This is a genomic window from Mucilaginibacter sp. (assembly GCF_028288185.1).
GTDB lineage: Bacteria > Bacteroidota > Bacteroidia > Sphingobacteriales > Sphingobacteriaceae > Mucilaginibacter.
The window spans coordinates 67,907-85,897 of record NZ_JAQBOF010000002.1 but is presented as its reverse complement, the minus strand read 5'-3'; the positions used below and the strand labels follow the sequence as shown (position 1 = coordinate 85,897).

The following is a 17,991-nucleotide window of genomic DNA, read 5'->3' as shown; positions in this document are numbered from 1 at the left end:
AGCCGGATGATTTTTGACCGGAAAAACCTGGACGATAATGCGCTGATAGCAATTTATAAAAAACTGCTGTTTCCGCGTGTTATTGAAGAAAAAATGCTGGTCTTGCTTCGCCAGGGGCGTATTGGTAAGTGGTTTTCCGGTATTGGTCAGGAGGCTATTGCGGTAGGTTGCGCGTTAGCCATGCAGCCTGATGAATATATACTACCCATGCACCGTAACCTGGGTGTGTTTACGGCTCGTAACGTGCCGTTTAATCGATTGTTAGGGCAATGGCAGGGCAAAGCATCCGGCTTTACTAAGGGTCGCGACCGGTCGTTTCATTTCGGCTCGCAAGAACATAAAATCATTGGCATGATCTCACACCTCGGTCCGCAAATGGCTCTGGCGGATGGCATAGCGTTAGCCGATATTTTAGCCGACCGTAAAAAAGCGACTTTGGTATTTACTGGCGAAGGAGGCACCAGTGAAGGTGATTTCCATGAAGCCCTAAACATTGCAGCCGTATGGAACCTGCCCGTTATTTTTTTGATAGAGAATAACGGCTACGCTTTATCAACCCCAACAAATGAGCAATACAAAGCAAAGAAACTAATTGATAAAGCCATAGGCTATGGTATTGAAGGCAGGCAGATCAATGGCAATAATATATTAGAAGTTTATTACGCTATTAGCGAAATAGCCAATAACATCCGCAAGAGGCCAAGGCCCGTGTTGGTTGAATGTACAACATTCAGGATGCGCGGGCATGAAGAAGCATCGGGCACTAAATATGTACCGCAGGAGTTGTTTGACGAATGGCAGGATAAAGATCCGATAAGTAAATTTGAGAATTTTTTAATAGACGAAGGAGCGTTACGACCAGAGTGGATACCTTATTTACGCAACGACTTTTTGAAAGAAATAGACCCGATCATTGAAAGGGTGTTAAACGAAAAAGATATACGCCCCAATATATTTACTGAGATGGGCGATGTATACCAACCATCTACCCGGCCAACATTTAAGCTATCAGGCAAATCAAGTGTGGTGCGTTATATTGATGCTATAAGAGATGGCTTAATATTATCAATGCGTAAATATGATAACTTGGTAATTATGGGCCAGGATATAGCCGAATATGGTGGGGTTTTTAAAGTGACGGAAGGCTTGGTTGAACTTTTTGGCAAAGAGCGCGTGCGCAACACGCCGCTTTGCGAATCGGGCGTTATAGGTGCGGCCATGGGATTATCACTTAACGGCTACAAAGCAATAGTTGAAATGCAATTTGCCGATTTTGTAAGCAGCGGTTTTACACAAATAGTAAACAATCTCGCCAAAACCCACTATCGCTGGGGGCAAAATGTTGATGTAGTTATACGTATGCCTACGGGCGCGGGTACCGCCGGAGGGCCGTTCCACTCACAAAGTAATGAGGCGTGGTTCACCAAAACACCGGGACTAAAAGTGGTTTATCCGGCTTTCCCTACTGACGCTAAAGGCTTGCTAATGGCCGCCATTGCTGACCCAAACCCGGTAATGTATTTTGAGCATAAATACCTATATCGTAACTTAACCGGCGAAGTGCCCGAAGGCGATATATATATAGAGATAGGCAAGGCAAGGATAGTTAAAAAAGGTACTACTGCCACCATTATAGCCTATGGCTACGCCGTACACTGGGCGCTTGAATATTTAAGTAATCACCCCGAACTGTCTATAGAAATTATCGATCTGCGCAGCCTGCAACCGTGGGATGTAAACACGGTTACAACCAGTGTAAAGAAAACCGGCAGGGCAATGGTGTTACATGAAGATACTTTAACCGGCGGTTTTGGTGCCGAAATTGCCGCTACAATAACCGAAAATTGTTTTAAGGAATTAAAGGCCCCCGTTATGCGCTGCGCCAGTTTAGATACCCCTGTACCTATGGACAAAGGGCTGGAAAGCCAGTTCCTGGGCAAATCTCGCCTGGAGAAAGTCATGCAGCAATTATTGAATTATGTCTGAAGATCCACACGAGGCATACGGCAACATAGATATTTACCTGTTTGACCAGCTGTTAAAAAGGACCTATCAACATTGCAGCAATGTTTTGGATATAGGCTGCGGCGGTGGCAGAAACCTGCATTATTTTTTAAAAAATAATTATAAAGTTTTTGGAATAGACCAAAATCCGGACGCTATTAATTCGGTACGCGCATTATCGGCAGCTTTGGCGTCAGCCAATCCAACAGAAAATTTTAGTGTAGGTAATGCTGAGGATTTACCTTTTCAGGATGGATCATTTGATTTAATTATCAGTAGCGCGGTGCTGCATTTCGCGAAGGATAAAACGCATTTTGATACGATGGTTAAGGAGACGTTCCGCGTTTTAAAACCTGGCGGTTATTTCTTTGCCCGGCTTGCTTCTGATATTGGTATAGAAACATTGGTTAAAAGTGTGGGTAATGACCGGTATCAATTACCCGATGGCTCAGTAAGATTTTTAGTTAATCAGGAAACCTTACTTGCCTATACTCACCAATTTGGTAGACTACATGAACCCATAAAAACCACCAACGTACAGAATCTGCGCTGTATGACTACCTGGTGTGTCCAAAAAAGTCTCACTAAAACCCCTCTCCAAAAGAGAGGGACTTAATATCGCTTTAAATCAAAGTCCTCTCCTTTGGCGAGGAGTTAGGTGAGGTTAATTCTATTAAATCACTATACTTTTTACATACAAACAACAATTTTTTGCATAAACTTGCAATGTAAAGAGTAGCAAGACTATACACATAATGAACGACGAATTTTACAGGCAGATATTAAATAAACAGCAGCTAACCGAGGCCGTACCTTCTAATAAAGAAATTACAACTTGGGCTTTGCAGGTTATTCGCTTGTTGTTTCCTGAGCAATCAAAAAAGGTGTTCATTTCTATAGGGCAATTACAAGATGAATTTGCAAAACTGCAGGAAGAGCTATTGCATATTATGAATGCTACCCAAGCTTGCAGCGATTGCGATAATAAGGATCGATCTAAGAGTTTCTTTGATCAGTTGCCAGAATTGTACCGAATATTGAATACCGATATCCAGGCTATTTTTAATGGCGACCCTGCCGCGCGCAGCGAGTTTGAAGTAATACGTACCTATCCAGGGTTTTATGCGATATGTTTTTATCGCCTGGCGCACAGCTTATTTAAACATGATGTGCCGCTGATACCCCGCATATTAACAGAATATGCACATTCAAAAACAGGCATCGATATACACCCCGCCGCAAATATTGATGAATACTTTTACATCGACCACGGTACAGGCATTGTAATTGGCGAAACGACCAGGATAGGGAAACACGTAAAGTTATACCAAGGGGTAACCTTAGGCGCTTTAAGTGTCGAAAAATTTATGGCCGATACCAAACGCCATCCAACAGTTGAAGATAATGTGGTGATCTATTCGGGCGCTACCATACTGGGTGGCGAAACTATTGTGGGGCATGATAGCGTTATAGGCGGCAATGTTTGGTTGACAAAAAGCGTTCAGCCATATTCAAGAGTTTACCATGCGCCAATGGTAAAAGTTTTAAAAAAGGACGAACAATAAAATGGCTACATTAATTGATCTGATAGGCAATACGCCGCTGGTTGAAATTAGGCGGTTAAATCCAAATCCCAACGTAAAAATATATGGCAAGCTGGAGGGCAATAATCCCGGCGGCAGTGTAAAGGACCGTGCGGCACTAAACATGATAAAAAGCGCTTTGGAGCGTGGTGATATTAAACCCGGCAGTAAATTAATTGAAGCCACAAGCGGCAATACAGGTATTGCTTTGTCGATGATAGCTTGCTTGTTTGGTTTAGAGATCGAACTGGCCCTGCCATCAAACTCGACCAAAGAACGTACGTTGGCTATGGAAGCCTTCGGAGCCAAAGTGACCTTGTTGGATGGCATAGAAGCCTGCCGTGATTATGCCGAAAGCAAAGCTGCAAACGAAGGTTATTATATACTGAACCAGTTTGCCAACCATGATAATTATATGGCTCATTATAAAACAACGGGCCCCGAGATATGGCGCGATACCGACCATAAGATAACCCACTTTGTTAGTGCCATGGGTACAACAGGCACCATAATGGGCTGCTCTAAGTTTTTAAAAAGTGTTAATCCTGACATACAAATTATAGGCTGCCAGCCAACCGAGGGTTCGTCCATCCCCGGCATACGCCGCTGGCCCGAAGCTTACCTGCCAAAAATATTCGATCCATCAAAAGTCGACCGTATAATGGACATATCCGAAGAGGATGCCGTAGCGATGACCCGTAAACTGGCCCGCGAAGAAGGTGTATTTGCCGGCATGAGTAGTGGCGGCGCATTATCAGCAGCCCTAAAATTAGCTGCCGAACTAAAAGAGGGTGTTATTGTATTTATTTGCTGCGATAGAGGTGACAGGTATTTGAGTACTGATCTGTTTGGGTAGAAGTCCCACCGCTGTTTGTACCTCATAAACAGTTCTGAAATTGCAAAAAGGGTGCCTGTGAGGACACAGGCACCGGGGGATTTTTTTTTCTTTTCCTACTTTATAACCCTTGCCGCCACACCTTCATTGGTGATCTTAACCGGCAGGATATGCCCTTCGGCATCAAAATACATTTTATCAATACAGGTTACGCGGTGGTTGCCGTCACGCTCGCCTAATGGGCGGCGGTGATAAACAATATACCACTCATCTGTTTTTGGGATATTGATAACCGAGTGATGCCCGGCACCGGTAGCAACGGTCATGTCTTGTTTTAATATCACATCAATACGGTTAAAAGGGCCAACAGGCGAATCGCCAATGGCATAGGCCACGCGATAATTAGGGCCGGTCCAGCCGCCCTCGCTCCACATCAGGTAATATTTGCCATTACGTTTAAACATAACAGGTCCTTCAACATAATCTTTCGGGGTGATAGACTTAAAAGTCTCCCCATCAGCAAACGGAACAACGTCTGTAAAATTTTTATTCAGCTTCGCGATGTTGCAATGCCCCCAGCCACCGTAAACAATATAGTATTGGCCGTCATCATCTTTAAAAACAAACTGGTCTATTGGCTGTGCGCCATTAATGATCTTGCCGATAAGAGGTTTGCCTAAATAGTCTTTAAACGGACCGCCCGGTTTTTTTGAAACCGCTACACCGATACCGCCAACCTGGTTATCATTCTGAATATCGTTAGCGCCAAAAAATAAGTAATACTTTCCGCCCTTTTCGGTTACAGCCGGGGCCCACATGGCTTTTTTGGCCCATTTAACTGCGGAAGTATCTATAATGCGGTCGTGCTTAGTCCAATGCACCAAATCTTTTGATGAAAATGCATCCATCAAAACTTGTTTTTCATATTTATCAGAAAAGGTAGGATAAACCCAATATTCTTTTCCGAAGATCTTAGCTTCCGGGTCGGCATACCAGCCTTGTGCTATAGGGTTACCTGATGTTGTTTTAGGTGCATCCTGCGCAAAGGAAATCCCTGCCGATAAGGCAAGGATTGTTGTTAGTTTTAATGATTGATAAAGTCTCATAACATATTTATCTTATTTTTTCCAAACCCTTTTTTTACCCCTGTTATTGCGATTTTGATTTGGTTTGGCTTCCTGCCTAACCTCGGCAATGTTGTTTAAATGTTCGGGCAATGGGTGCTGGGTAATCTTTCGGTCTATTAGTTCTTCAATACTTTTTAGCCTCCGCTCATCACGATGATTAACAAAAGTAATAGCGGTACCGGTAGTTTCCGCTCTGGCAGTACGGCCAATACGGTGAACATAATCTTCTGCATCGCCCGGTACGTCATAGTTAACTACCAGGTCTATCCCCTCTACATCAATACCGCGCGAAAGTGCATCGGTACCAATAATAATGGGTAATTGTTTGTTTTTAAATCTAAGTAGAATTTCTTCACGTTCCTTCTGTTCAAGGTCCGAGTGAAATGCTTCAGCTTTAAGGTGTATGCCTTTTAATTCTTTATATAAAGCTTTTACAATTTCTTTCCGCGAAGCGAAAATAATAGTGCTCAAGTAATTCCCATCTTTTAGCAAATGCTGCAACAACGGTGTTTTTTGCTGATCGTGCAAACGATAGATCTGTTGGTCGATACCGGCTGCCGGTTGTGATATGGCAATGTTAATTTGCTCGGGATTTATCAATACCGATTTAGCCAAGTTGCGTATGCGCCCCGGCATAGTAGCCGAAAACAATAAGGTTTGCCGCTCTTTTGGCAGATAGCTTATGATGCGCATTATATCATCCGAGAAACCCATGTCCAGCATACGGTCGGCCTCATCCAATATCAAATGATTGATTTGGTTTAGCTTTAATACGCCTGATGTAAGGTGGGCTATCAGCCTGCCCGGTGTGGCAATAATAATGTTTACATTGTTTTGTATACCACGGCGCTGCTGCTCGTAAACGTGCCCGTCGCCACCGCCAAAAACCGCTATGGAACTTATGCCGGTAAAATAGGCAAGCCCTTCAACCTGTTGGTCTATTTGCTGTGCAAGCTCGCGCGTTGGGGTTAATATAAGGGTGCTGGTATGGCCCTTTTCGGTGCGGCCTATTTGTTCTAAAACCGGCAATAAAAATGCGGCGGTTTTGCCGGTACCTGTTTGGGCGCAAGCTATTAGGTCTTTGCCCGCTAAAATAAGTGGAATGGCCATTCCCTGTATCGGGGTTGGGGTGGTGTACCCCATGCTGGTAATGCCTTCTGTTAGCTGTTCGTTAAAATTAAAATCGTTAAATGTCACTCTATCTTTTTTGTATGCGGACAAGATAAGAAAAATTGTTGTGCTAACAGTATTTGCGGGTTATCTTGACACAAGCGTCACTAATTCACACGGGCGATTGGCTTTATATCAGTAGTAAAAATCGATGGTTTTCAGGTATCAACCCTTACACCGGTAGTAAAAAATGGCGTTTTTCAGGTATCCGTGGTTTTACCGGTAGTAAAAATTGCCATTTATCGGGTATCGGCGGGTATGTTGGTAGTAAGTTTTCTATTCAAGGAACTGATTGTCAATGGATTGATTATTATTGACTGTTTTGTGAGATAATATTTTGCTTTTAGATACCCTGTAAATAGCGAGGCTTTGAGTGCCGGCGAAAGCGGCAGTGGCTAATACAAAAATACGAAAAAGGAGTGGGTTTAAAAAATGCAAAGTATAATCACATGGCATCGCCGAACCATCTTTTTTGAATCATCTTAAATTATAAATCCTGACCAGTAGGGAATTGGCCTTTACGACTGTATATAACTCTTCAACTGCTCTATCGTATCCTCATGTACAGATATGGTTTCGGTAACCACATCGGTGATGGATATAATGCCGCATAATTTATCCAATCTAAAAACAGGCAGGTAGCGGATGTTGCTTTCGCTCATGATATGCATGCAGGTTTCTATCGAGCTATCTGGTAATATTCGGGGCAGGCCGGTGCTCATAATTTCGCGTACGGTTGTCCCGGTAGATGAACGGCCTTCCAGTACAACTTTACGGGCATAATCCCTTTCGGTAAGCAGGCCTGCATATTCGCCATCCTCAGTAACTATTACCGAGCCTATGTTTTTACCAGCCATTAAAATTAACGCATCCAAAACAGATGTTTGGGCGTCAATAGAAATCACATTACTGCCCTTACGGGTAAGGATATCAGAAACTTTACGCATAACATAGGGGTTTAGTGGTACAACAGGTTATTCCAAATATAACCATCTGCAAAATAAAAAAAGCCTCTAGATGAGGCCTTTATATTAACATTTGTTTATTTCTTTTGTTGATAGCTTAATCTCTGTCGCGGCTTAGCTTGCTAAATTGTAACGGGTTCTCGTTCAGTTCTAGTCCTTCTTTACGATGTTTAACTATATGCAGGGCTGTAAATATCGCTTCGCGGAATGATATTTCTGATGCCATATTTTTACCGGCGATATCATAAGCCGTACCATGGTCAGGCGATGTGCGTACAAATTTTAGCCCTGCCGTAAAGTTAACTCCAGATTCGAAAGCGATCTGTTTAAAAGGGATCAACCCCTGGTCGTGGTACATGGCCAGTACGGCATCAAACTGCATATAAGTAGCGTTGGCAAAAAAACCATCGGCAGCATACGGCCCAAAAGCCAATATATCGTTTGATCGTGCTTCTTCAATAGCGGGGATGATGGTAGTTTGTTCTTCGTCACCAATTAAGCCATTATCGCTGGCATGTGGGTTTAGTCCCAGTACGGCAATCTTAGGTTTGCGTATCCAAAAATCATCGCGTAAGCTGGTGTTCATTAACTTTAGCTTGGCTAATATTTTTTCGGTAGTGATGCTTTCGGCAACTTTGGTAACCGGGATATGGCCGGTAACTACACCTACACGCAGGGTGTCGCTTACCAAAAACATTAATGATTCGGCAGCACCATCACGGGCCTGCAAATACTCGGTATGGCCGGGGAAGTTAAAATCTTCGCTTTGTATAGTGTCTTTATTTATTGGGGCGGTTACCAACGCGTCTATATCACCATTAATTAAGTCGGCAGTAGCACGTTCTAATGAAGCAAAGGCAAATTTACCAACTTCTTTGTCGGCTACACCTGGCTCTATTTTAACGTCCTCTTCCCAGCAATTGATCATGTTGGCACGTTTTGGCTGTGCTTTTGACGGATGGTCTATTACATTAAAGTTCAGCTCGCTTGCCTCGGTAACACGGCGATAAAACGATGCTACTTTGGTATGGCCGTAAACAATTGGTGTGCAATAATTATAGATCATGCTCTCGGCAAGTGTCTTGATAATTATCTCTAACCCAATGCCGTTTACGTCGCCTATGCTAATGCCTATTTTAAGTTTTTCGCTCATTTTATTTTAGATGATTTAACCTTTCTTCATCGTAAATTACAACGCAAAGAAAAGATTTTAGGCTCAGAGTTCCTGATTAAAGCACAAATATGACTTAATTTGCTCAAATATTTGATTAATAATGACATTAGTAAGGGCAAAAAAACATTTAGGGCAACATTTCCTGACCGATAAAAATATCGCTGCCAAGATAGTTGATAGTCTGCGCCCCGAAAATAAGTACAGCCAGGTGTTGGAGGTTGGACCGGGCATGGGTATCCTATCGGATATATTGTTAGAGCGGGAAGGCTACGAAGTTTCATTGATCGATATTGATACCGAGAGTTACGAGTACCTGCAAAAGAAATACCCAAAACTGGGCAGCAAGCTCATCAATGCCGATTTTTTGGAGATGGATTTTGCCGCTACGTTTACCGGTCCGTTGGGTATAATTGGTAATTTCCCGTACAATATATCATCGCAAATACTTTTTAAGGTGTTGGATAATCGTCAGCAGGTAGTTGAGGTAGTAGGCATGTTTCAAAAGGAAGTGGCAGAACGCTGCGCCTCAAAAGCGGGCAGTAAAGAATATGGTATATTGAGTGTGTTTTTGCAGGCCTATTATAAAGTTGAATATTTGTTTACGGTTAAGGCGGGGGTGTTTAATCCACCGCCTAAAGTATTGTCGGCAGTTATCAGGTTAACGCGTAATGAGACTCCACAATTGGATTGCGATGAAAAGCTTTTTTGGCAAGTGGTAAAAGCCGGCTTTAATCAACGCCGCAAAACGTTGCGTAACGCGTTATCATCCCTCATCAACAAAGAAAAAATGACCGAAGAGCCATTACTTGACCTGCGCGCCGAGCGGCTAACGGTTGATGACTTTGTAAAGATCACCCAACAAATTACAGCGAACAGATAGCGCCTAATTTACTATTACAATAGCATTAGGTGTTGTAGCGGTAAAATAACCCAATGCTTTACCCTTTTCATCCTCCAGTTTCCAAACATGCGATACGAAGGTTTTTTGTATGGACCTGTTATATGGCGAAATTTGCCCGTAAGGACGTGATTTTTCTGTAAAATCTATAAAGAACAGTTTCACTTTACGCCCGGTATTGTTCACGAACATTATAGATGCCTTATTAGTACCTGTGCCCGATATGGTACTTGTGGGTAATTTTTTAGCCGGCGTAACATCGATAACTTCAATTGGTAATTTACCGGTATAAATGGCTTTTGCCAGGGCATAGCCCTCGGGGTCATAACCCATCAAACCATCCGGGCCCGCTGCAGGTAGTTTGGTGCCTTTTAAAAATTCGCCATGTGCGCCAAAGTACCACATTGATAGCTCGGCCCAGTATTCGCCGGCATCAACGGCGGCGTTAGCGCCTTTCCATAACCCCTTGGCGATGGCATTTTTATATTGGTCTCTTATTCTCTTCGCCAAATTATCATCCAGTCCGTAATACATAATGTTATGCGCAAATTCGCGGATGCAAATGTCTGATCCACCTGCATAGCGGTCGCCGGGTAAATTCAATAGATTTTCTTCGCCGCATGAGGTATAGATACCGCCCAAGCCGCGCGTACGGTTATCAATATTTGTGGTTATACCGGTATTATCAACGTATGATACGCCTTTTTGATCGCGAAATTCGGGCAGGTCAGATGTTTGCTGGTTTTTACCGATGATATGGATCTCGGCCCCCCATTGCGCCAAATTATGGCGCGCATTAGGAATATTAGCCAGCATCATATTTATTTTTTGAGCAGCTACTTGTAATGCTTTATCATCAACCGCGTTTGACGAACGAATGGCGATACCACCGCAATCTAAATATTTGCTGTAGAAATCAAATAACGGCGGGGTTGCTTTGGTGATAGGTGTGATGTCAGAGTTTGGGGCAATTGTTTGTGCGTTTGAATATTGGATAACACATAATAGATTGATAATGAGGAAAATATTTTTAAAGGGCAAGGCAAGGTTCAACATAAGTATGAGGTCGATAAATCAATTTTTGGGAGTTAACTTGTTTTTATTGAGATAGATTGACAACTGTTCAAAACTCATGTCTTTAATATCCATAGATATTTTATCCTTAATTTTTTTAAAGGTCTTTACAGTGTCGAAAACCTTTGATTTTTTATAAAATCTCTGAGCCATATTCCAAAGTTAGTTAATCTTTCGTTATGTATATTTGGCCTTTTAGTAGTAGTAAATGAATACAAACAACAAAATACTCATCGTTGACGATATACACCCCATATTTATTGAACAGGCAGAAGCCATGGGGTATGTATGCGATTATCAGCCATTAATAAAACTGGACGGCGCATTACAAATTATTAGCGATTACGCCGGACTGGTTATCCGCTCAAAATTTAATGTGAATAGGCAAGTTATAGACGTAGCTAAAAGCCTGCGCTTTGTTTGTCGTGCCGGTGCCGGTATGGATAATATTGACGTGCCTTATGCCGAAGAAAAGAACATAACCCTGATCAACGCGTCCGAAGGAAACATGGACGCGGTTGGCGAGCATGCGGTGGGCTTATTATTATCGCTAATGAACCATTTTAATACCGCCGATGCCGAAATACGCAACGGCGAATGGAAGCGCGAAGCTAACCGGGGTTTTGAATTAAAAGGTAAAACGGTTGGTATTATAGGCTATGGTTTTATGGGGAAGAGCTTTGCCAAAAAGTTATCAGGTTTTGAGGTTGAGGTTATTGCTTATGATAAATATAAAACCGGTTTTTCTGACAAGTATGCCCGCGAGGTAAGCATGGAAGAAATTGTTAAACATAGTGATGTGTTGAGCATGCACGTGCCGCTGACCAGCGAAACAAACGGTATGATTAATGATGAGCTGCTGTTCCACTTTAAAAAGCCTATATTTTTTATCAATACATCACGCGGTAAAGTGGCCAAAGTTAGGGCGGTGTTAAATGCTATTAGGGAGGGCAAAATTTTAGGTGCCGGGCTGGATGTGTTGGAAACAGAAAAATTCCCGGCATTAGGCGAGCAGGAATGGTTTGATGACCTGAAAAAATTAGGCAAAGTAATTTTAACGCCCCACGTTGCCGGCTGGACATTTGATTCATATAGAAGGATAAGCGAGGTAATGGCTGATAAGCTTGCCGCGCTGCGCGAAGATTAGTTAATAAAGATTGAAGATTGGTGACTGAAAAACTACGAATGCTAATACAACTAATCTTCAATCTTTAATCATCAATCTTTATTACCCCAACAAAAATTTGCATATTAAAACTTAAATAACTTATCTTCGTTTTACATAAAGCAAGACTATACGGGTACGCCTGCATAGTCTTGTTTGTTTTTAAAGTCATTGCGTCCTTCTTAAAATAGGGAGGGCGGTTTTTTTTGACAGACCAATTAGACAAATAAGAAATTAAATAAAGCGTTATGGCAGAGGTAGCATATTTTACCAAAGAAGGTTTAGAAAAATTAAAACAAGAGTTACAGGAATTAAAAACCACGGGCCGGACTAATATATCAAAGGCAATAGCCGAGGCACGGGATAAAGGCGATCTTTCTGAGAACGCCGAGTATGATGCGGCTAAGGAAGCACAAGGTTTGCATGAAGCTAAAATATCGCAAATGCAGGAAACACTGGCTAATGCCCGTTTGCTGGACGAATCGAAACTGGATGTGTCAAAAGTACTGGCATTATCTATCGTTAAAATAAAGAACATACAAAACGGCGCAACCATGAGCTACCAGTTAGTAGCCGAAAGTGAAGCTGATATGAAGACCGGAAAGATCTCTATGATATCGCCTATTGCTAAAGGGTTGCTAGGGAAAAAAGTAGGCGACATTGCCGAAATTACCGTACCAGCAGGCAAAATGGAGTTTGAGATATTAGAAGTAAGCAGGTAACTTTAATGAGTGAATTATTGAATGAGTGATTGAGTGAATGTTTTTAGCTTATTCAAAACTTGCAAATCCACATTCACTCAATCACTCAATCACTCATTCAATAATTCACTCATTAACCTATGTCAAGCATTTTTTCAAAGATCATAGCCGGCGATATACCAGCCTATAAAGTGGCCGAAAACAACGAGTTTTTAGCCTTTTTAGATATTGCCCCATTGGCAGAGGGCCACTTGCTGGTTATCCCCAAAAAGGAAGTTGATAAGCTGTTTGACCTGGATGATGAAACTTATACCGGGCTAATGCTGTTTGCCAAAACTATTGCCACGGCTATGAAGAAGGTTATCCCATGTAATAGGATAGGTGTTACTGTTATAGGTTTAGAAGTGCCGCATGCCCATATACATTTAATCCCTATTAACGGGGTTAATGACATGAACTTTACCAAACCCAAACTAAAGTTTACTCCCGAGCAGTTTAAAACTACTGCTGATAAAATCCGCGAAGCGTTATAATTATCGTCCTATCTGATTTTTGATAGCGAATTCTTTGTTGTTATCAATGTATCATCTGATATATTGATTTTATGCGCTCATTTTCAATTATTTTCAAGTAAATTTAACCATTCGGGCAACCTTTATGCAGTAATCAACGTGATGCATATAAAAACGGGAAACACCAACTAAGCAACTATTTATAACCCTTATGGGCGAAGAAGAGTTACATCATCTGATCCACGGCTGTGTTAAACAGGACAGGAAAAGCCAGAAATTGCTTTACAAGGCATTCTATGGGTTTTCTATGGCTATATGTTTGCGCTATGCCGGCGACCGTGATGAGGCTGCTGAGGTGATGAACCAGGGGTTTTTTAAGGTTTTTACAAAGATAGATTCTTATGATACCTCGCGGCCGTTTAAAGCATGGCTGGGTAGGATCATGATGAATGTATCTATTGATTATTACCGGGCCAACCTTAAAATGGCATACGCCGAGGATCTGGACCAGGCCGAGCATGTATATGATGCCAGCGTGGCTACCGATAATAATTTAAATTATAATGATCTGTTGGCAATGGTGCAGAGGCTTCCGCAGGGATACAGAACGGTTTTTAACTTGTTTGCTATAGATGGCTATTCGCATGAGGAAATTGCCGATATGCTGAATATAAACATAGGTACATCAAAATCAAACCTGTTTAAGGCAAGGCAAAAACTAAAACAAATGATACTGGATGCAGATGCACCCGGTAATTACATAAACGGAGTAAATTTTACACCGGTTGTTGCAATAAACGCAACGCCAATTGGCCCGGTGTTTTATAATAAAAACGGCATTAGAGAATGAAAAAGGAAAAAGGCATTGATGACATCTTTAAACATGGACTCAGGGATCCGGTTGATGAAACCGAATTCAGGGAAAGTGATTGGGATGCATTTGAAAACATGCTTGATGAACGTAAACCAAAGGGAGGAGTTTTTTGGCTGCCTATGTTGGGCAGTGCTGCAGCTATTTTGCTGGCGTTTTTTGGTTGGTGGATGTTTAGGCCACAAACAAGTACAGTACAAAATACACAGCAGGTAGCAGTAAACCCAAAGGGTACAACACAAGCGCAAACACCTGTTGAACAACGGCAGGCAGCGGCTGTAAATCAGCCGGAAAAAACGGGTCCAATAGTTTCTAATTCAGCAAACGCAGCTAAGAATGAAAAAACCACTACACAGCAAAACAAGCTACAACCACAGTATTTAGCCGCCCGTATAAATAATGGTAAGCATGGTATTGGAGGGGCAACACATTTAGGGCAAGGAAAATATGAGGGCAATAGTCCGGTATTTGCTAATGTACCGGGTGCAAGAGATACAGTACAGCTTTATAGTCCATTGGCGGCTATAAATCCAACAACCGATCTTAGTGTGTCAAATGATTTTGGCAGTCCCGCTTTGGCATCAGTTGTCGGTGAGAAAAAGACCGGCATTAACGCTTTGGTAATTTCTTCTGCACCGGCTATTAAAAAAACGGGCTTGTCGGCATTTCATCCGCAATTTGCTATAAGAGCATTGGCAGCTTCAGAGGTTAACGGTGTTGGGTCATTCCAGTCAAGCAGTAAGGGTACCAATATTGGCCTGCTGTTTTCTGTAGGCGTAAAGAAATTTAGCTTGACCACCGGCGCTTCATATTCAACCAAACCATATACTATACCTTATAGCCAGTATAATACCAGTTATAAGTTAAAATATGAGCCAGAGTATGTAACTGCAGATTGCCGTGTGTTAGATATACCGATTAACCTTGGCTACCAGTTGTACAATAAATCAAGCAATAAAATATCCATCGGAGCAGGCATGTCGTCATACATCATGATGCATGAAAGTTATACTTATGATTATGGGACCTCATCAACACTATATGGCCCATCCTATTACGCCGTGAAAACCCGGGGCAAATATTTATTCAGCATTATGAACCTGGAGGCAACTTATGAGCGCAAGGTTAATTCGAAAGTAGGGTTAAGCCTTACCCCTTATTATAAAATACCATTATCAGATATAGGTTACAGCCAGGTTAGGGTACAGACCTTTGGCGTAGCTGTAGGGTTAAACTGGAACATAAATTTGTTAACAAAACCTAAGTAAACATGAAACATATCAGTATTATTTTACTCGCCTGGTTAAGCATCTTAAACCAGACGGGGCAGGGACTCTATGCTTGTAAAAATGCTCAGATCAGTCTTTTTTCAACCGCGCCGATCGAGGATATTGCGGCAAAAACATCATCGGGTACATCAGTTTATAACTCAAATACGGGCGACCTTGTATTCAGTTTAGCTATAAATACCTTCAAGTTCCCCAAATCATTAATGCAGGAGCATTTTAACAGCGATTACCTGGAAAGCGATAAATATCCGCGAGCTACTTTTACAGGAAAAGTGCAGGAACATCCTGATCTGACAAAAAACGGCACCTATCCAATAACCGTAACCGGCGAGCTGAATGTGCATAATGTTAAACAAAACCGCACCATACCGGGCAACCTTACAGTAAATAATGGAGTACTGACTATGACGGCAGAGTTTATGGTAAAATGTGTCGATCATCATATTGAAATACCGCGATTGGTGTTTCACAACATTGCAGAGAGTATTAAAATGAATGTTTCTGCCACTTACACGGCAGCTAAATAGAAATTAATTACAACAATTATCCACAACAATGAAAAAACACATCGCATTATTAGGCTTACTGGGATTGACGCTGGGAGCAAAAGCACAAAAAAAATCATCGGCTGATTCTTTAATGAGCGCGATGAATGCTAATGAAAGACCTGTACCGGTTGCCATATTTAAATCAACCCGGTTAGTATTGTCACAAACCACCGAGACGGTTAAAAAGAATGAGTTTAATTTCCAGATCATTCACCGTTTTGGCGATATTGCCGGAAAAGGTAACGGCGGAGAAACCGCGTTTGGTATAGACCGTGTTAATGATGTTTTCTTTGGATTTGAATACGGCGTTAGCGACAATTTTAACCTTGATTTGGGCCGAAGCACCATTGGCCAATTAGTACAGTTGGAGGCAAAGTGGGCCGTGATGCATCAAACATCTGATAATAGTTCGCCATTGGCAATAACTTTAGTTGGCGAAGCAGGTGCTAAACCATACCAGGGGACTACTTTCCCTACGTTTAGCAGCAGGTTATCTTATTTAGCGCAAGCCATTATCGCGCGTAAATTCTCGTCTGATATTTCTATACAAGTAGCGCCAACGTATGTGCGTGAAAATACACCATTCCCGATATTGCCGGGCAATGAGCAATCGTTTTTTGCAATGCAGGCATCGGCACGTGTTAAACTAACTAATCATACCGGGCTGATATTTGATTATGCTCACCCATTCTCAAACTTCAGGAAAAACACTGTGGGGTTTGAGGATCCGATAGGTTTTGGTTATGAAGTTGAAACCGGCGGCCACGTATTTACGGTAAATGTTACCAATGCCAACTCTGTATCAGAAATGAATATGCTGACCAACTCGCAGCAACGGTTTTCATACGGGCAATACCGTATAGGTTTTACCATATCAAGGATGTTTGATTTTAATCCGAAGGTTAAAAAAGACAAATAATAAATTTACCGACCCCTAAAAAGTAATATTATGGAACGCGAAGAGTTTTTATCGAAGCTGGGCATAGGCGCGCTGGCGGTATGTATGGGTTGCAGCATGGTAGCATGCAGCAAAAGTGGCAATGCCAACCCATCAAACAATAATGTAAACACCCCGCCGGCCGGCACCACATTTTCCGTGGATCTTGGTTCTTCTCTTACCGCCGTTGGCGATTCAAAAATATCAAACGGTATTATATTGGTAAGAATAGCCTCAGGCAATGCTATAAGCTCCTTTACAGCTGTACAAGTAGCTTGTACCCACGAAGGAACAGCTATTAACTATAACAATAGCCAGGGCTTGTTTATTTGCCCACTGCACGGCAGCGAGTTTAGCAAAAGCGGCGCGTTAATACAGGGCCCGGCTACTACATCATTAAAACAGTATACAGTTGCTATTGCCGGCAGTACGCTTACAGTAACGGTGTAATACCCAAATAGAGACTTACGAAGTTTTTTAAACTTCGTAAGTCTTATACATTCTTCTCAATAGTTGCAAACCATCCCGGATATGCAATTTGCTCCTCATTCATCTATATCCTGAGATATTTTTAACGCTACCAAAATATTCTGTAGCTTTGCAAAATTATTTTCTTGAACAAAGTGCTTATTAGTTTTAATGCTTTCTGCTTCAATTACAATAAATTAGAAATTATAATATGAAAAAAATTGTTGACTACAGAAAGCTTTTAGGCGTTACAGAAACAGCCGAACTAGTGGAATTAAAATCGGTTTACCGTGGATTAATGAAAACCTGGCATCCGGATAAATTTCAGGATAGTGAAGAAACCAAGCTGGATGCAGAAGAGAAAAGCAAAACTATTATTGAGGCCTACCATTTTTTGGTAAGCATAGCGCCCGAAACCCGTGACCAATCATTAGCCGAATATAATGCAACCACTGCTACGGCCAGTATTACCGATTTTGAGTTCAAATCGCAGGTGTTGAAGGTTGAATTTTCTGACGGTAACGCTTATGAATATTTTGATGTACCCAGGGCTGTTTATGTAAAATTGGTTAATGCAGATTCGCCGGGAAGATTTGCCCGAAGGCATATTTATAACGAATTTGTTTACAGGAGTTTAAGCAGATTAGTGGCCAACGGTTAATTATTATAC

19 protein-coding genes are annotated in these 17,991 nt (G+C 41.9%); 14 read left to right on the top strand and 5 right to left on the bottom strand.

Annotated features, from left to right (window positions below; all coding sequences use genetic code 11):
- Window positions 1–6: 6 nt before the first annotated feature.
- From JWQ34_RS00530 to cysM, 4 genes are all read left to right on the top strand, one after another.
- Window positions 7–1,986, top strand: a complete 1,980-nt coding sequence (locus JWQ34_RS00530; RefSeq protein ID WP_299352352.1) for a dehydrogenase E1 component subunit alpha/beta — start codon at window positions 7–9, stop codon at window positions 1,984–1,986.
- Window positions 1,979–2,620, top strand: a complete 642-nt coding sequence (locus JWQ34_RS00525; RefSeq protein WP_299352349.1) for a class I SAM-dependent methyltransferase — start codon at window positions 1,979–1,981, stop codon at window positions 2,618–2,620. The genes JWQ34_RS00530 and JWQ34_RS00525 overlap by 8 nt, the downstream gene beginning before the upstream one ends.
- Before the next feature lie 139 nt (window positions 2,621–2,759).
- The gene (gene epsC / locus JWQ34_RS00520; RefSeq protein ID WP_299352346.1) at window positions 2,760–3,569 is read left to right on the top strand and encodes a serine O-acetyltransferase EpsC; all 810 of its coding nucleotides are present in this window, start codon (window positions 2,760–2,762) and stop codon (window positions 3,567–3,569) included.
- 1 nt (window position 3,570) lies between these two features.
- Window positions 3,571–4,443 (top strand): cysteine synthase CysM, encoded by an 873-nt coding sequence (gene cysM / locus JWQ34_RS00515; RefSeq protein ID WP_299352343.1) that lies wholly within the window; start codon window positions 3,571–3,573, stop codon window positions 4,441–4,443.
- Window positions 4,444–4,538: 95 nt separating this feature from the next.
- On the opposite strand, the gene JWQ34_RS00510 is transcribed toward cysM, so the two are convergent.
- The 4 genes from JWQ34_RS00510 to pdxA form a co-directional block, all read right to left on the bottom strand.
- Window positions 4,539–5,528, bottom strand: coding sequence for a glycoside hydrolase family 43 protein (locus JWQ34_RS00510; RefSeq protein WP_299352340.1), 990 nt, complete (start codon window positions 5,526–5,528; stop codon window positions 4,539–4,541).
- 12 nt (window positions 5,529–5,540) lie between these two features.
- On the bottom strand, window positions 5,541–6,746 hold the full coding sequence (locus tag JWQ34_RS00505; RefSeq protein ID WP_299352554.1) for a DEAD/DEAH box helicase: 1,206 nt from the start codon (window positions 6,744–6,746) through the stop codon (window positions 5,541–5,543).
- Between the two features lie 491 nt (window positions 6,747–7,237).
- Window positions 7,238–7,666, bottom strand: a complete 429-nt coding sequence (locus JWQ34_RS00500) for a CBS domain-containing protein (RefSeq protein ID WP_299352337.1) — start codon at window positions 7,664–7,666, stop codon at window positions 7,238–7,240.
- Window positions 7,667–7,781: 115 nt separating this feature from the next.
- Window positions 7,782–8,837: a 4-hydroxythreonine-4-phosphate dehydrogenase PdxA gene (pdxA, locus tag JWQ34_RS00495; RefSeq protein WP_299352335.1), complete on the bottom strand. Its 1,056-nt coding sequence runs from the start codon at window positions 8,835–8,837 to the stop codon at window positions 7,782–7,784.
- A 121-nt stretch (window positions 8,838–8,958) separates the two neighbouring features.
- Between pdxA and rsmA the strand changes: the two genes are divergently transcribed.
- Window positions 8,959–9,738, top strand: a complete 780-nt coding sequence (rsmA, locus tag JWQ34_RS00490; protein WP_299352332.1) for a 16S rRNA (adenine(1518)-N(6)/adenine(1519)-N(6))-dimethyltransferase RsmA — start codon at window positions 8,959–8,961, stop codon at window positions 9,736–9,738.
- Between the two features lie 3 nt (window positions 9,739–9,741).
- Here the strand turns inward: rsmA and JWQ34_RS00485 are convergent, their stop codons facing one another.
- On the bottom strand, window positions 9,742–10,812 hold the full coding sequence (locus JWQ34_RS00485; protein ID WP_299352329.1) for a hypothetical protein: 1,071 nt from the start codon (window positions 10,810–10,812) through the stop codon (window positions 9,742–9,744).
- Window positions 10,813–11,038: 226 nt separating this feature from the next.
- Here JWQ34_RS00485 and JWQ34_RS00480 point away from each other — a divergent pair, with 226 nt between their 5' ends.
- The 9 genes from JWQ34_RS00480 (at window position 11,039) to JWQ34_RS00440 (ending at window position 17,982) form a co-directional block, all read left to right on the top strand.
- Window positions 11,039–11,977 (top strand): 2-hydroxyacid dehydrogenase, encoded by a 939-nt coding sequence (locus JWQ34_RS00480; protein ID WP_299352327.1) that lies wholly within the window; start codon window positions 11,039–11,041, stop codon window positions 11,975–11,977.
- A gap of 266 nt (window positions 11,978–12,243) precedes the next feature.
- Window positions 12,244–12,717, top strand: coding sequence for a transcription elongation factor GreA (gene greA / locus JWQ34_RS00475; RefSeq protein WP_299352324.1), 474 nt, complete (start codon window positions 12,244–12,246; stop codon window positions 12,715–12,717).
- A gap of 119 nt (window positions 12,718–12,836) precedes the next feature.
- Window positions 12,837–13,229 carry an HIT family protein gene (locus JWQ34_RS00470; protein ID WP_299352322.1) on the top strand — a complete coding sequence of 131 codons (393 nt, stop codon included), beginning with the start codon at window positions 12,837–12,839 and terminating at the stop codon, window positions 13,227–13,229.
- Window positions 13,230–13,419: 190 nt separating this feature from the next.
- On the top strand, window positions 13,420–14,058 hold the full coding sequence (locus JWQ34_RS00465; protein ID WP_299352319.1) for a sigma-70 family RNA polymerase sigma factor: 639 nt from the start codon (window positions 13,420–13,422) through the stop codon (window positions 14,056–14,058).
- Window positions 14,055–15,347 (top strand): hypothetical protein, encoded by a 1,293-nt coding sequence (locus tag JWQ34_RS00460; protein ID WP_299352316.1) that lies wholly within the window; start codon window positions 14,055–14,057, stop codon window positions 15,345–15,347. The genes JWQ34_RS00465 and JWQ34_RS00460 overlap by 4 nt, the downstream gene beginning before the upstream one ends.
- Before the next feature lie 2 nt (window positions 15,348–15,349).
- Entirely contained in the window at window positions 15,350–15,895 is a 546-nt protein-coding gene (locus tag JWQ34_RS00455) for a YceI family protein (protein ID WP_299352313.1), read from the top strand.
- A gap of 28 nt (window positions 15,896–15,923) precedes the next feature.
- Window positions 15,924–16,835: a DUF5777 family beta-barrel protein gene (locus JWQ34_RS00450; RefSeq protein ID WP_299352310.1), complete on the top strand. Its 912-nt coding sequence runs from the start codon at window positions 15,924–15,926 to the stop codon at window positions 16,833–16,835.
- A 30-nt stretch (window positions 16,836–16,865) separates the two neighbouring features.
- Window positions 16,866–17,303: a ubiquinol-cytochrome c reductase iron-sulfur subunit gene (locus JWQ34_RS00445; protein ID WP_299352307.1), complete on the top strand. Its 438-nt coding sequence runs from the start codon at window positions 16,866–16,868 to the stop codon at window positions 17,301–17,303.
- Between the two features lie 229 nt (window positions 17,304–17,532).
- The gene (locus JWQ34_RS00440; RefSeq protein WP_299352304.1) at window positions 17,533–17,982 is read left to right on the top strand and encodes a KTSC domain-containing protein; all 450 of its coding nucleotides are present in this window, start codon (window positions 17,533–17,535) and stop codon (window positions 17,980–17,982) included.
- Window positions 17,983–17,991: the final 9 nt, after the last annotated feature.

Coding starts and splice junctions, on each gene's coding strand:
- JWQ34_RS00530 (WP_299352352.1), top strand. CDS start 7: ATGATTTTTGACCGGAAAAACCTGGACGATAATGCGCTGATAGCAATT.
- JWQ34_RS00465 (WP_299352319.1), top strand. CDS start 13,420: ATGGGCGAAGAAGAGTTACATCATCTGATCCACGGCTGTGTTAAACAG.
- JWQ34_RS00470 (WP_299352322.1), top strand. CDS start 12,837: ATGTCAAGCATTTTTTCAAAGATCATAGCCGGCGATATACCAGCCTAT.
- JWQ34_RS00525 (WP_299352349.1), top strand. CDS start 1,979: ATGTCTGAAGATCCACACGAGGCATACGGCAACATAGATATTTACCTG.
- JWQ34_RS00500 (WP_299352337.1), bottom strand. CDS start 7,666: ATGCGTAAAGTTTCTGATATCCTTACCCGTAAGGGCAGTAATGTGATT.
- JWQ34_RS00450 (WP_299352310.1), top strand. CDS start 15,924: ATGAAAAAACACATCGCATTATTAGGCTTACTGGGATTGACGCTGGGA.
- JWQ34_RS00460 (WP_299352316.1), top strand. CDS start 14,055: ATGAAAAAGGAAAAAGGCATTGATGACATCTTTAAACATGGACTCAGG.
- cysM (WP_299352343.1), top strand. CDS start 3,571: ATGGCTACATTAATTGATCTGATAGGCAATACGCCGCTGGTTGAAATT.
- epsC (WP_299352346.1), top strand. CDS start 2,760: ATGAACGACGAATTTTACAGGCAGATATTAAATAAACAGCAGCTAACC.
- JWQ34_RS00510 (WP_299352340.1), bottom strand. CDS start 5,528: ATGAGACTTTATCAATCATTAAAACTAACAACAATCCTTGCCTTATCG.
- greA (WP_299352324.1), top strand. CDS start 12,244: ATGGCAGAGGTAGCATATTTTACCAAAGAAGGTTTAGAAAAATTAAAA.
- JWQ34_RS00445 (WP_299352307.1), top strand. CDS start 16,866: ATGGAACGCGAAGAGTTTTTATCGAAGCTGGGCATAGGCGCGCTGGCG.
- JWQ34_RS00485 (WP_299352329.1), bottom strand. CDS start 10,812: ATGTTGAACCTTGCCTTGCCCTTTAAAAATATTTTCCTCATTATCAAT.
- JWQ34_RS00455 (WP_299352313.1), top strand. CDS start 15,350: ATGAAACATATCAGTATTATTTTACTCGCCTGGTTAAGCATCTTAAAC.
- JWQ34_RS00480 (WP_299352327.1), top strand. CDS start 11,039: ATGAATACAAACAACAAAATACTCATCGTTGACGATATACACCCCATA.
- JWQ34_RS00440 (WP_299352304.1), top strand. CDS start 17,533: ATGAAAAAAATTGTTGACTACAGAAAGCTTTTAGGCGTTACAGAAACA.
- rsmA (WP_299352332.1), top strand. CDS start 8,959: ATGACATTAGTAAGGGCAAAAAAACATTTAGGGCAACATTTCCTGACC.
- pdxA (WP_299352335.1), bottom strand. CDS start 8,837: ATGAGCGAAAAACTTAAAATAGGCATTAGCATAGGCGACGTAAACGGC.